Raw genomic sequence first — 13,492 nt, forward strand, 5'->3', positions numbered from 1 at the left:
CGGGCTTCAGGTGGATAAGTCCGCTGCCACGAGCCAGGCAGGCGGTTCGGCCGGCGCCAGTCCGGTGCAGGCTGCCTCGACACAGGCAGCGAGGCCGGCGAAGCGCAGCTCGCGCCCGGTGAGGCCCGGGCCGTAGTGGGCGAACTTGCCGGAATTGGTCAGCAGGGTGCGGGCCTGGGGCGGCACCAGGGGTTCGCCAAGCATGCACCAGCAGGTGTCCCCGACCAGCTGGGCACCGAAGGCTTCCAGCTCGGCCAGGCTGCCAGAGCGTTCGGCCGCCGCGCGCACCTCGCGGCCCAGGGTGATCACCAGCGCCACCTCGGGATGCCGCTGCCGCCCGCGACAGAGTTCGGCCAGACGCTGGCACTCCTCGGCGGAGAAATGCGGATTGCCCAGGGCCACCAGCTGCACCTCGCGCGCGACGGCGCTGTCCAGTTCGGCCCAGGCCTGGCGCAGATCGGCCAGGCTGATGTCTTCGATCTCCAGCTCGGGTGCGGCCACCGCGGCCAGGGTCGGCGCCTCGGGCGTCACCCCGACCAGATGGAACAGCGGCGCCGCCGAGGTGGTGGCGAAGGCGGCGCCAAAGGCCTTGAGATCGTCGCGACTGGGCTGGCTGTTTTCCAGCCCCAGCACCGCCGGAATCCGCGTGGGTGAACGCAGGCCGATCCAGTAGCCGAGCAGTGGATAGAAGGCGTCGTCATGGCCCTCGGGTACGGTGACCCGCAAGACCTTGGCTGCGCGGCGACCGCTGTCCAGGTGGCAGCCGGCCAGAGGAGCCCGACCGGTCAGGGCGGTACAGATATCGAGGAAGTCGGCGTACTTCTGGGTGCGCGCGCCCAGTACGCTGTTGGCGAAGACCACGGCATTGGATTCGGCCCAGACCACCTGCTCGCCTAGGCTCGGGGCGCTGTCCAGCAGATAGGGGGCACAGGTAAAGGTGGGACGGCAGCCAAGGGCCACATAGGCCTCGGCCAGGGCGGAGGCCGGCTCACCCAGCGCCGGCGCCACGCCCTGCGCGCGCCAGCGGCGTTGATCCACCGATACCGCATTGAGAGTCGTAGGTACCTGTACCCGACCGCCCCACTCCACCAGGCGCTGGGCGAAGGCCAGGCTGGCCGGACCGGTGTAGATGCAGCCGTCGATATGGGCCTGGGCGATGTCGAGCAGCTCGCGGGCACCCTGCAGGTGTGCCATGCGCACCAGGATCTTCATCGCCGCCTGGACGGCCTGACCCTCGGCGCCCGCCAGCTTGGCCTGGTCGGTCGCGCTCAGCTGCAGGTCGGCAGGGGCCTCGCTAGTGGAGTCGGGAAAGAACTCTCCCGGCGCGCCGACCCAGCCATCGTGTACCGCGATCTCATCCTGCTCGGCGAGCGCGCCGAAGGCCTCGGCGCCCAGGCTGACCACCGGCAGGGAGCGACCGAAGAGTTCTTCCGCAACGATGGCACCCAGGCTGAGGATCTCGTCCGGCTCGGCCAGTACCAGCGCTGCCGGTCCGCGTCCCGCCAGCAACAGCTCCAAGAGCACGGCGCTGCCGGTGCAGGAACCGCGTCCACTGGGAATGGCCAGGATGCGTCCGGCCAGTTCCAGGCCGTGCAGGGGATGGTGGCGATCGATCACCCGGCCGCTGGCCGGATCGACGCCACCCCAGAAACTCAAACCCAGGGGCGCCCAGGCCAGGCGTCCCCGGGCATGGCCCGCGACCAGAAAGCGACCGCGGACCGCTGCCACCGCTAGTGGCCGCCCAGGTAGGCTTCGCGCACCTGGGGATTGGCCAGCAATTCCTGGCCACTGCCGCTCATGCGGATCTCGCCGGTGACCATCACATAGGCGCGGTCGGACAGACGCAGGGCATGGTTGGCGTTCTGCTCCACCAGGAAGATGGTCATGCCGCTCTGGGCCAGCTCGCGCAGGATCTGGAAGATCTGCTTCACCACGATGGGCGCCAGACCCAGGCTGGGTTCGTCGAGCAGCAGCAGCTTGGGTCGCGCCATCAGCGCCCGGGCGATGGCTAGCATCTGCTGTTCGCCGCCGGACATGGTCATGGCGCGCTGGTTGCGACGCTCCTTGAGCCGCGGGAAGAGCTCGAACATGCGCTGCATGTCCTCGTCCACCCAGCGGGTGCCGATGGGAATGGTGCCCATCAGCAGATTCTCCTCGACCGTCATGTCGGGGAACACATGGCGCCCCTCCGGTGACTGGGCGATGCCGTTGGAGGCCACGTAGTGGGCGTTCTTGCGGGTGATGTCCTCGCCCCGGTAGAGGATCTGCCCGTTGCGCGCCTGGGGCTGGCTGAAGATGGACATCAGCAGGGTGGACTTGCCGGCGCCGTTGGAGCCGATCAGGCTCACCGTCTCGCCTTCGTTGATGGACAGGGAGACGCTCTTCAGCGCCTGGATCGGCCCGTAGAAGACGTCGACGTTACGGAATTCCAGGATCGGCGTGGTCATGCCACCTCCTCTTCTTCGGCGCCGAGGTAGGCGGCGATGACCTTGGGATCGTTGCGGATATCGGCCGGCAGGCCGCGGGCGATGACCTGGCCATGGTCCAGCACCACGATGTGGTCGGAGATGTTCATCACCATGCCCATGTCGTGCTCGATCAGCACCACGGTGATGCGGTGCTGGTCGCGCAGCAGGCGGATCATCCCGGCCAGCGCCTCGGTCTCGGCCGGGTTGAGACCGGCGGCGGGTTCGTCCAGGCAGACGATCTCCGGACGGGTGCACATGGCGCGGGCGATTTCCAGGCGGCGCTGCTGGCCGTAGGAGAGTTCGCCGGCCAGACGGTTGGCGTGGTCCACCAGGTCCACCACTTCCAGCCAGTAGAAGGCCGTATCCAGCGCCTTTTCCTCGGCCCGGCGATAGCCGGGGGTATTGAGGATGCCGGTGATCAGGTTGCGGTTGCACTGCATGTGCTGCGCCACCAGCAGGTTCTCCACTACCGACATCTCCTTGAACAGGCGGATGTTCTGGAAGGTACGGGCGAGCCCTGCGCGGTTCACCAGGTGAGTGCCGCCGAACATCTTGTACCAGAGCCGGCTGCCGAACTGCACCGGATTGACGAAGTCGGTGGCCTGGAAGCGCTCGCCCATGATCTTGCCGACGCGGGTCGAACGGCCATCGGCGGTATCCAGGCGGATCTCGCCATCGGTGGCCTTGTAGAAGCCGGTCAGGCAGTTGAACACCGTGGTCTTGCCGGCGCCGTTGGGGCCGATCAGCGCGGTGATGGAGTGTCGCTGAATATCGAAGGACACGTCCGAGAGGGCCTTGATACCCCCGAATCTCATGCCCAGACCGCTGACGGTCAGAATGTTGTCGCTCACGGCGCCACTCCCTTGCGAATCGCGAAGCCACTGCGGGCGATACGGATCAGGCCACGCGGCCGCCACATCATCATCACCACCATCAGCACGCCGAACACCAGCATGCGGATGTCGCCGAATTCGCGCAGCAGCTCGAACAGCAGGGTCATGACGAAGGCCGAGACCACCACCCCGACGGTGGAGCCCAGGCCGCCCAGTACCACGATGGCCAGCACCAGCACCGACTCGAAGAAGTTGAACGAGGCCGGGTTGATGAAGCCCTGGTAGGTGGCGAAGAACACCCCGGCCAGGCCTGCGGTGGAGGCACCGATCATGAAGGCGGAAAGCTTGACCAGCACATGGTTCAGACCCATGGCGCGGCAGGCGATCTCGTCTTCGCGCAGGGCTTCCCAGGCGCGGCCGACCGGCATGCGGGTCAGGCGGTGCTTGATGTAGAGCACCAGCAGCACCACCAGGAACAGCACGGTATAGATGAAGATCATCGTCGCGTTGGGGTTGTAGCTGATGCCCAGCAGTTCGTGGATGGGCACCCCGCCCTCCTTCGCCCGGCGGCCGAATTCGATGCCGAAGAAGGTCGGCGAAGGTGCGGCGATGCCGTTGGGGCCCTTGGTTACTTCCAGCCAGTTGTTGAGCACCAGGCGGATGATCTCGCCGAAGCCGAGGGTGACGATGGCCAGGTAGTCCCCGTGCATGCGTAGCACCGGGAATCCGAGGATCGCTCCCGCCACCGCCGCCATGACCGCCGCGAGCGGCAGCATAGTCCAGAAGCCCAGCCCGAGGTACTGGTAACCCAGCGCCAGACCGTAGGCACCGATGGCATAGAAGCCGACGTAGCCAAGGTCGAGCAGACCGGCCAGGCCCACCACGATGTTCAGGCCCAGGCCCAGCAGCACGTAGATCAGGCAGAGGATGATGACCGTCAGCCAGTACTTGGTGGCCAGGAAGGGAAAGGCGATGGCCACCAGAATGACGATGGGCAGGATGAATCTCAGGTTGGACTTGTGCCCCGGCGGCAGCACATGGACACCGCCGTCGTTGCGCTTGAAGGACTCGATCCAGTCACGGCCCTTGGCGGTCTGGCCGAACAGGCTGAGCAGGAAGCGGCCGGCCATGACCACCGCGACCATGATGCCGACGCGACCGGGCTCGAGGTTGTAGCCGTAGCCGTCGAGCACGATGCCGACGATGGGGCCGAACAGGATAAGCGAGACCAGACCCACCATGAGGGTGTCGCGCAGCACGACCTTGAGGTCGAAGGAGGAAGACGTCTGACTCATGGATTACACCTTCGTGACCTGGGGTTTGCCGAGCAGCCCCTGGGGCCTAAAGATCAGGATCGCCACCAGCAGCGAGAAGCTGAAGACGTCCTTGTAGTCCGAGTTCACCAGGCTGGCGAACTGGGCTTCGGAGATGCCGAGGATGATGCCGCCGAGCATGGCGCCGGGCAGCGAGCCGATGCCGCCGAGCACCGCCGCGGTAAAGGCCTTGATGCCGATGATGAAGCCGGCATAGAAGTCGAAGGTGCCGTAGTTGAGGGTGATCAGCACCCCGGCCAGCGCCGCCATGGCCGCACCGATGATGAAGACGTAGGAGATCACCCGGTCGGTGTTGATGCCGAGGATCTGCGCCATCTTGCGATCCTGCTGGGTGGCCCGGCACATGCGGCCGAGGGTGGTCTTCTGGATCACGTAGGTGAGCAGGCCCATGCCGATGATGGAGGCCAGGATGATGAAGATCTTGGTGTAGGTGATGATCACGAAGCCGTCGCCGATGTGCAGGCGCAGGGCTCCGTCGAGCAGCGTCGGTACCCCCTGCTGGCGCGCGCCCTGGGCGAGTTGCACGTAGTTCTGCAGGATCAACGACATGCCGATGGCCGAGATCAGCGGCGCCAGGCGCGTGGAGTTGCGCAGCGGCTTGTAGGCGATCCGCTCGATGGCCCAGCCGTACACGGAGGTGACCACCACGGTGAAGATCAGGGTGCCGAGGATCAGCACCGGGAAGGAATGCAGGCCGAACACGCTCAGCAGGGCGATGCCGATGGCGGCGAGATAGGCCGACACCATGTACACGTCACCGTGGGCGAAGTTGATCATGCCGATGATGCCATAGACCATGGTGTAGCCGATGGCGATGAGTCCGTAGACCGAGCCCAGGGTCAGGCCGTTGACCAGTTGTTGCAGGAAGATACCGTCCACGTTTGCAGTCTCGCGCTGGATGGATGACGAGGGCCGCCGGCCGCCACCTCGTCCTGGGGCGGAGACGAGGCGGCGGCGGGCGGATTCACGCGAGGATCAGGGCAGCTGGTGGTACTTGCCCTTGTCGTCCCATTCGTACATCACGTAGTCGGAGACCTTGAGGTCGCCCTTGCTGTCCCAGCTCTTCTCACCCAGGACGGTGTTGACGCTGTGGGACTTCAGCCACTCGGCGGCCTTGGCGCCGTCGGTGCCCTTGATGCCGTTGAAGGCGGCGGCCACGGCCTGCAGCGAGGCGTAGGAGTAGAGGGTGTAGCCCTCGGGCTCGTAGCCGGACTTGCGCAGGGTTTCCACCACGGTCTTGCCGGCGGGGTTCTGCAGCGGATCGGCGCCGAAGGTCATCAGCACGCCCTTGGTGTACTGGGCGCCACCGGCGGTGGTGACCAGGTCGGCGGAGACGATGCCGTCGCCGGAGACGAACTTGGCGGTCACGCCCTGCTCGCGCATCTGACGAACCAGCGGACCGGCCTCGGGGTGCAGGCCGCCGAAGTAGACCACGTCGGCGCCGGAGGCGCGGATCTTGGTGACCAGGGAGTTGAAGTCCTTCTCGCCGCGGGTCAGGCCCTCGTAGAGCACCTCTTTCACGCCGCGCTTGTTGAGCTGCGCCTTGGTGGCGTCGGCCAGGCCCTGACCGTAGGTGTCCTTGTCGTGGATGATGGCGACCTTCTTGGCCTTGAGGGTGTCGACGATGTAGTCGCCGGCGACGATGCCCTGCTGGTCGTCACGGCCGCACATGCGGAACACGCCGGTCAGGCCACGCTCGGTGATCTTGGGGTTGGTGGACGCCGGGGTGATGGAGATGATGCCGGCTTCGTCGTAGATCTCCGAGGCGGGCATGGTGTTGGAGGAGCAGAAGTGGCCGATCACGGCCTTGACCTTCTCGGAGTCCACCAGGCGGTTGGCCACGGCCACGGCCTGCTTGGGCTCGCAGGCGTCGTCGCCCTGCACCAGCTTGATCTTCTCGCCATTGATGCCACCGGCGGCGTTGATGTCCGCCGCGGCCTGGGTAGCCCCCTTCCAGAACTGCTCGCCATAGGCGGCGCTGGCCCCGGTGAAGGGACCGGCGACACCGATCACGACGTCGGCATGCGCCAGGGAGGAGAGAGTGAACGCAGAACCGATAGCGAGAGCCAGAATGCCTTTTCTGTAAATCTTCGACATGGGAGGTTTGCTCCAGAGGGTGGTTGGCCTTTTCGCCGGAGCAAAGCCTGTGCCATCAGCCAGTTGTGTACCGGGCGCAAAGGCCATTTGCCGCCACCGCGATGAGCCAAAACCGCCGACAGCCTGCGGCGAGGGCCGCAGCCAGTGGAGCGGACCGCCCTTTAGACTTTTGTCGTAAGCGGCTCATTAGTCTGGATAATTCGGCGAAGCGGTAGCAGCGGGAGGGTTGAAACCCAGCGGTTTGTTACCAGATAGCAACCCGGTTGCACCTGTTTCGCACCAAAACGTAACACCGGCCCCACACTGTGCCACTAAAGTAACCATGATCCTGCGGTCGCAGGCTCCGGGCGGATTGGCCGTTCTCTCGACCTGCTTGCAGTGGTGGACAGCCAGAAAAAAGCGGCCGACTTGCACGGGTCGGGATGCGCAAATCGGCCGCTTCGGCGTGTTATCGCCCGGCCCGAGGGCCGGTGACAGCGGGTATGGCGGGGTCGCTAGAGCACCACGCGCAGGCATTGCCCGGCGTGATAGAGGGTGAAGCCGGCTTCGTACATCAGGCTGCGCCACTGGCCGACCGGATTGGCATCCAGCCCTGCCAGGGGCAGCGGCAGGTCGTGGCGATCGCCACTGCACAGATAGCGGGCAAAGGCCTGCCCCACCACCGTGCCCGTGGTGACCCCCCGTCCGTTGTAGCCGGTCACCGCCAGCAGGCCCGGCGCCGGTTCGAACAGTCGCATCAGATGATCGGGCGTGAAGCCGATGCGGCCCGTCCAGCTGCATTCCCACTCGACCCGTCCGAGCGCGGGGAAATAGTGCCGCTGGATGCGATCGGCCCAGGCGCGGATGAAGCCGGCCGGCCGCCCCGCCATGTTGCCGAGACTGCCCAGCAGCAGACGGCCATCGGCATCGCGGCGGATGCTGCTGAGCACCGTCCGGGTGTCCCAGGAGCCACGGCCCTGGGGCAGGATGAAATCCGCCTCCGGGCCGAGGGGCCGCGAGGCCACCTGGTAGTAGTAGCCCGGGAAGAATTGCTTGCGCAGGGTGGTCCATTCGCCTTCGGTGTAGGCGTTGGAGGCGATCACCACCTGGTCGGCGGTGACCCGCCCCTGGGGGGTTTCCACCTGCCAGCGTTCGCCGATCCGCTGCAGGCGCTGCACCGAACTCTGCTCGAACAACTCGCCGCCTTCCTGGCGCAGCGCCCTGGCCAGGCCCAGGGCATACCCCATGGGCACCAGGGTACCGGCGCGATGATCGAGCAGCGCACCACTGATGTCGCGGGTACCACAGGCGCTGTAGCAGGCTTCGCCTTCCAGCAGCTCGACCCGGGCGCCGCGGCGCTGCCATTGCTCGGCACGCTGACCAAGATCGGCCAGGCCCTTGGCGCTGTGCGCCATGTGCAGGGTGCCGGCGCGGCGCGGCTGGCAGTCGATGCCATAGCGCTCGATGAGGGCGAACACCTGACTCGGCGCATCGCCCATCACCCCCAGCAGACGCTCGCCGACCTCCGGTCCCAGGGTGGCCACCGCCTCGTCCGGCGGGATCCACATGCCGGCATTGACCAGCCCGACATTGCGCCCGGAGCCGCCATGGCCGACGCCATGGGCCTCCAGCACCACCACCCGCCGCCCGGCCTGCGCCAGGTGCAGGCCGGTGGACAGGCCGGTGTAACCACCGCCGATGACGCAGACCTCGGTGTCACGCTCGCCCTGCAGCGGTGCGTCCGGCACCGCCGGATACAGCCGCTCCCATAGGCACTCTTCACGCAACTGCATTCTCTGCGCTCCTGGCGGATCCACTCAGTCGAAGACGATGCCCTGGGCCAGCGGCAACTGGCGGGAGTAGTTGACGGTGTTGGTCTGGCGGCGCATGTAGGCCTTCCAGGCATCGGAGCCAGATTCGCGGCCACCGCCGGTTTCCTTCTCGCCACCGAAGGCGCCACCGATCTCGGCACCGCTCGGTCCGATGTTGACGTTGGCGATGCCGCAGTCGCTGCCGGTCGCCGACATGAAGGCCTCGGCCTCGCGCACGTCGGTGGTGAAGATGCAGGACGACAGGCCCTGGGGCACGGCGTTGTTCAGCGCCACCGCCTCGTCGAAATCGTCATAGGTCAGCACATAGAGGATGGGCGCGAAGGTCTCGTGACGCACCGCCTCGCTCTGCTCGGGCATCTCGACGATGGCCGGCGCCACATAGTAGGCCTCGGGATACCTGTCGGCCAGCTGGCGCTCGCCGCCGTAGACCACCCCACCCTCGCCACGCGCCTGCTCCAGCGCGCCCTGCATGGCCTGGAAACTGGCCGCGTCGATCAGCGGACCGATCAGGTTGCCCTCCAGCGGATGACCGATGCGGACTTTGGCATAGGCGGTCTTGAGTCGGGCGACGATCTCGTCCTTGACCGAACGATGGGCGATCAGCCGGCGCAGGGTGGTGCAGCGCTGGCCGGCGGTGCCGACGGCGCTGAACAGGATGGCACGCACCGCCATGTCCAGATCGGCGCTCGGCGCGAGGATCATGGCATTGTTGCCGCCCAGCTCGAGGATGCTGCGGCCGAAGCGCGCCGCAACCCGGGGTCCTACCTCGCGACCCATGCGGGTGCTACCCGTGGCGCTCACCAGTGCCACCCGCGGATCGTCCACCAGGGCTTCACCGGCGGCGCGATCGCCCACGATGACCTGGCTCAGATCGGCCGGGGCATCGCCAAAGCGCGCCAGGGCCTTCTCGAACAGCGCCTGGCAGGCCAGGGCGGTCAGCGGGGTCTTTTCCGAGGGCTTCCAGATCACCGGATTGCCACAGACCAGGGCCAGGGCGGCATTCCACGACCAGACCGCCACCGGGAAGTTGAAGGCACTGATGATGCCCACCACCCCCAGCGGCTGCCAGGATTCACGCATGTGATGACCAGGGCGCTCGGAGGCAATGGTCAGACCATAGAGCTGACGCGACAGGCCAACGGCGAAGTCGCAGATGTCGATCATCTCCTGGACTTCGCCCAGGCCTTCCTGGGTGATCTTGCCGGCTTCCCAGGACACCAGCTCGCCCAGATCGGCCTTGTGCGCGCGCAGCTCTTCACCCAGCAGGCGCACCAGCTCGCCACGCCGCGGCGCCGGCACCGCACGCCAGGCCTGGAAGGCGCGCTCGGCACGGGAGATCTTCTGCTCCACCTCGGCGGCGCTTTCCAGGGCGACGCTGCCCAGTTGGCTGCCATCGATGGGGGAATGCACCCGGTGCTCGCCTTGGGTGTAGTGCTGGGCAGGAACGCCGAGGCGTTCCAACAGGGCCTTGCTCATGCTGAGGTCTCCGCAGAGTGGGAATCGTCCCTGAGTATGGTCAGCCCAGCGGCGCCGGACAACCGACCTTTGCTCGGCATATCATTCCCTTTTTTCATGCCGCGAGTCCGCTCATGCAACGTCGCCACCTGCCGTCCATCACCGCCATGCAGTGCTTCGAGGCGGTCGCGCGTCACCTGAGCTTTACCCGCGCGGCCGACGAACTGGCCCTGACCCAGAGCGCCGTCAGCAAGCAGGTCGCCCAGCTCGAGGACCTGCTGCAGCACAGCCTCTTTCGCCGGGTCCGCCGTCGCCTGCAACTCACGCCGGCGGGCGCGCTCTACCTGGCCGAGGTGGACAAGATCCTCAACCAGCTGGAGATGTCGGCGCGCTACCTGAGATCCTATGGCGGCGAGACCGAGGTGCTGCGCGTGGCCACCCCGCCGACCTTCGGCGAACGCTGGCTGGTGCCACGGCTAAAGGGCTGGCGCCTGCGCTTTCCCAACATCCACCTGGACGTCTCCAGCGCCCTGGAACCGGTGGACTTCCGCGATCCCCGCCATGACGTGGCGCTGTTCTATGGCCACGGCAGCTGGCCGGGTGCCGAGTGCGAACTGCTGCTGCACGAGCATATGGTCGCGGTCTGCGCACCGGATCTGCTGCCCACCGAGGGCATCGCCGGCCCCGAGCAACTGGTGGACTTCGTGCTGCTGCAGAACACCACCCGCCCGGAGTCCTGGCACGACTGGTATGCCAGCCTCGGGCGCGAGGAGGTGCACAGCCATCACGGGCCGCGCTTCGACACCTTTACCCTCTGTGCCCGCGCCGCCCAGGAAGGCTGCGGTGTGGCGCTGCTGCCGGAATTCCTGGTGGCCGAAGAACTGGCCTCCGGCCGTCTGGTGCTCGCCTGGCCCCACCGCCTGGCCAGCCCCCACGCCTACTGGCTGGCCTATCCGGAACAGATGGCCGAGGTGCCCAAGGTGCGCAGCTTCATCGAATGGATTCGCGAGAAGGCGTAATGCCTGGGCCAATCGCGGCCATGGGTCGCTCCTACAGCGGGAGGCACGCCGGTTTGTCGCGATCTTGCCGGGGCTAATGCCAGCTCGGATAACCCCCTCTCCCTCTGGGAAAGGGCCGGGGTGAGGGTAGGACCCGCGATGAACTCTTCAGTGGAAAAGGCTGCGCCGTTTTCCACGCTACGGGTGTATTCCTATAGCGATAGGACAGTTGCCCCCCTGGAGAAGCGGTCGCTACGGCGCACCGGCATGGCCGCGATATAAAGGTCCCCGGCACCCGTACCCGAAACGAAAAAACCCGGCCGAAGCCGGGTTTTTCTCATGCGGGGTCGTCTCAGACGCCGGAGGCTTCCGCCGCCGCCACGTCCTTGATCGACAGCTTGATGCGACCGCGGTTGTCCACGTCCAGCACCAGCACCTTCACTTCCTGACCTTCCTTGAGGACGTCGGTGACCTTCTCGATGCGCTGATCGCTGATCTGCGAGATGTGCACCAGACCGTCCTTGCCCGGCAGGATGTTGACGAAGGCGCCGAAGTCGACGATGCGCTCCACCTTGCCGACGTAGATCTTGCCGATCTCGGCCTCGGCAGTGATGCCCAGGACGCGCTGCTTGGCCGCTTCAGCCGCTTCGCGGGTCTCGCCGTAGATCTTGATGGTGCCGTCGTCTTCGATGTCGATCGAAGCCTTGGTCTCTTCGCAGATACCACGGATGGTGGCGCCACCCTTGCCGATCACGTCGCGGATCTTGTCTTGGTCGATCTTCATCGCCAGCATGGTCGGGGCGTTTTCCGACAGCTCGGCACGCGACTCGGAGATCACCTGGTTCATCTGACCCAGGATGTTCAGACGCGCTTCCAGCGCCTGCTCCAGTGCGATCTCCATGATCTCTTCGGTGATGCCGTTGATCTTGATGTCCATCTGCAGGGCGGTAACGCCCTTGGCGGTACCGGCCACCTTGAAGTCCATGTCGCCCAGGTGATCTTCGTCACCCAGGATGTCGGTCAGGACGGCGAACTTCTCGCCTTCCTTGACCAGACCCATGGCGATACCGGCAACCGGGGCCTTGACCGGCACACCGGCGTCCATCAGGGCCAGAGAGGCACCGCAGACCGAGGCCATGGAGCTGGAGCCGTTGGACTCGGTGATCTCGGAGACCACGCGGATGCTGTAGGGGAAGGCTTCCTGGGTCGGCAGCATGGCCTGGATGCCACGACGGGCCAGGCGGCCGTGACCGATCTCGCGACGGCCCGGGCTGCCCATGCGGCCGCACTCGCCGACCGAGAAGGGCGGGAAGTTGTAGTGCAGCATGAAGCTGTCACGACGCTCGCCTTCCAGGGTGTCCAGCAGCTGGGCATCGCGGGCGGTACCCAGGGTCGCGGTGACCAGGGCCTGGGTTTCGCCACGGGTGAACAGCGCCGAACCGTGGGTCTTCTTCAGGGTGCCGACTTCGATCTGCAGCGGGCGAACGGTGCGGGTGTCGCGGCCGTCGATACGCGGCTTGCCGTCGACGATGTTCTGGCGCACGGTGCGGTATTCCAGCAGACCGAAGGTCTCCTTGACCTCGGCTTCGCTGTACTGACCGTTCTCGCCGGCCAGCTTGGCGATGGCCTGGTCACGCAGGGCGCCCAGGGCCGCATAGCGGTCCTGCTTGATGGTGATGGTGTAGGCACGGGACACGGCCTCGCCGACCTCGGCCTTGACGGCCTCGACCAGGGCGGTGTTCTCGGCGGGTGCCTGCCAGTTCCAGGTCGGCTTGCCGGCTTCGGCGGCGAACTGGCTGATGGCCTCGATGGCCACCTGGAATTCTTCGTGGGCGAACAGCACGCCACCCAGCATCTGGTCTTCGGTCAGCTCGTCGGCTTCGGATTCCACCATCAGCACGGCGTCACGGGTACCGGCCACGACCATGTCCAGGCTGGAGCTCTGCAGCTGCTCGTAGCTGGGGTTCAGCAGGTAGCCCAGTTCGCTGTGGTAGCCCACGCGCGCAGCGGCGATGGGACCGGCGAAGGGAATGCCGGAGATGGCCAGGGCGGCGGAGGTGCCGATCATGGCGGCGATGTCCGGATCGGACTTCTTGTTGGTGCTGACCACGGTGCAGACCACCTGGACTTCGTTGAGGAAGCCTTCGGGGAACAGCGGGCGGATCGGGCGATCGATCAGGCGCGAGGTCAGGGTTTCCTTCTCGGAAGGACGGCCTTCACGCTTGAAGTAGCCACCGGGGATGCGGCCAGCGGCGTAGGTCTTCTCCTGGTAGTGCACGGACAGCGGGAAGAAGTCCTTGCCGACGGCGGGCTGCTTGGCACCGACCACGGTGACCAGCACGCTGACGTCTTCGGTGGAGACCAGCACGGCACCGGTCGCCTGGCGCGCGATGCGGCCGGTTTCCAGGGTGAAGGTCTGCTCACCGAACTTGAATTGCTTGATTACTGGATTCACAGTCTTTCCTTCTCTTTATTGCCTTGGGGGAAACGGGGGCG

General features: G+C 66.2%; 10 protein-coding genes. 1 reads left to right on the plus strand and 9 read right to left on the minus strand.

Annotation, left to right across the window (positions count from 1 at the left end):
* Nucleotides 1–6: 6 nt before the first annotated feature.
* From DBY63_RS22180 to DBY63_RS22215, 8 genes are all read right to left on the minus strand, one after another.
* Nucleotides 7–1,728, minus strand: coding sequence for an aconitase family protein (locus DBY63_RS22180; RefSeq protein WP_108582847.1), 1,722 nt, complete (start codon nucleotides 1,726–1,728; stop codon nucleotides 7–9).
* 2 nt (nucleotides 1,729–1,730) lie between these two features.
* On the minus strand, nucleotides 1,731–2,447 hold the full coding sequence (locus DBY63_RS22185; RefSeq protein WP_007162636.1) for an ABC transporter ATP-binding protein: 717 nt from the start codon (nucleotides 2,445–2,447) through the stop codon (nucleotides 1,731–1,733).
* Nucleotides 2,444–3,319 (minus strand): ATP-binding cassette domain-containing protein, encoded by an 876-nt coding sequence (locus tag DBY63_RS22190; protein ID WP_027599107.1) that lies wholly within the window; start codon nucleotides 3,317–3,319, stop codon nucleotides 2,444–2,446. Before DBY63_RS22190 ends, DBY63_RS22185 begins: the two co-directional genes overlap by 4 nt.
* Nucleotides 3,316–4,596 (minus strand): high-affinity branched-chain amino acid ABC transporter permease LivM, encoded by a 1,281-nt coding sequence (gene livM, locus DBY63_RS22195; protein WP_027599108.1) that lies wholly within the window; start codon nucleotides 4,594–4,596, stop codon nucleotides 3,316–3,318. The genes DBY63_RS22190 and livM overlap by 4 nt, the downstream gene beginning before the upstream one ends.
* A gap of 3 nt (nucleotides 4,597–4,599) precedes the next feature.
* Nucleotides 4,600–5,514, minus strand: coding sequence for a branched-chain amino acid ABC transporter permease (locus DBY63_RS22200; protein ID WP_027599109.1), 915 nt, complete (start codon nucleotides 5,512–5,514; stop codon nucleotides 4,600–4,602).
* 96 nt (nucleotides 5,515–5,610) lie between these two features.
* On the minus strand, nucleotides 5,611–6,732 hold the full coding sequence (locus DBY63_RS22205) for a branched-chain amino acid ABC transporter substrate-binding protein (RefSeq protein ID WP_027599110.1): 1,122 nt from the start codon (nucleotides 6,730–6,732) through the stop codon (nucleotides 5,611–5,613).
* 494 nt (nucleotides 6,733–7,226) lie between these two features.
* Entirely contained in the window at nucleotides 7,227–8,504 is a 1,278-nt protein-coding gene (locus tag DBY63_RS22210; protein WP_074585177.1) for an FAD-binding oxidoreductase, read from the minus strand.
* A gap of 24 nt (nucleotides 8,505–8,528) precedes the next feature.
* Entirely contained in the window at nucleotides 8,529–10,019 is a 1,491-nt protein-coding gene (locus DBY63_RS22215; protein WP_027599112.1) for an aldehyde dehydrogenase family protein, read from the minus strand.
* A gap of 113 nt (nucleotides 10,020–10,132) precedes the next feature.
* On the opposite strand from DBY63_RS22215, the gene DBY63_RS22220 reads away from it, so the two are divergent.
* Complete coding sequence (locus tag DBY63_RS22220) at nucleotides 10,133–11,017, plus strand: LysR substrate-binding domain-containing protein (RefSeq protein WP_027599113.1); 885 nt, start codon at nucleotides 10,133–10,135, stop codon at nucleotides 11,015–11,017.
* 331 nt (nucleotides 11,018–11,348) lie between these two features.
* Here DBY63_RS22220 and pnp read toward each other — a convergent pair whose 3' ends face one another.
* On the minus strand, nucleotides 11,349–13,451 hold the full coding sequence (pnp, locus tag DBY63_RS22225) for a polyribonucleotide nucleotidyltransferase (RefSeq protein WP_007162644.1): 2,103 nt from the start codon (nucleotides 13,449–13,451) through the stop codon (nucleotides 11,349–11,351).
* Nucleotides 13,452–13,492: the final 41 nt, after the last annotated feature.

The sequence above is a fragment of the Pseudomonas sp. RIT411 genome (assembly GCF_003057735.2).
GTDB lineage: Bacteria > Pseudomonadota > Gammaproteobacteria > Pseudomonadales > Pseudomonadaceae > Chryseomonas > Chryseomonas oryzihabitans.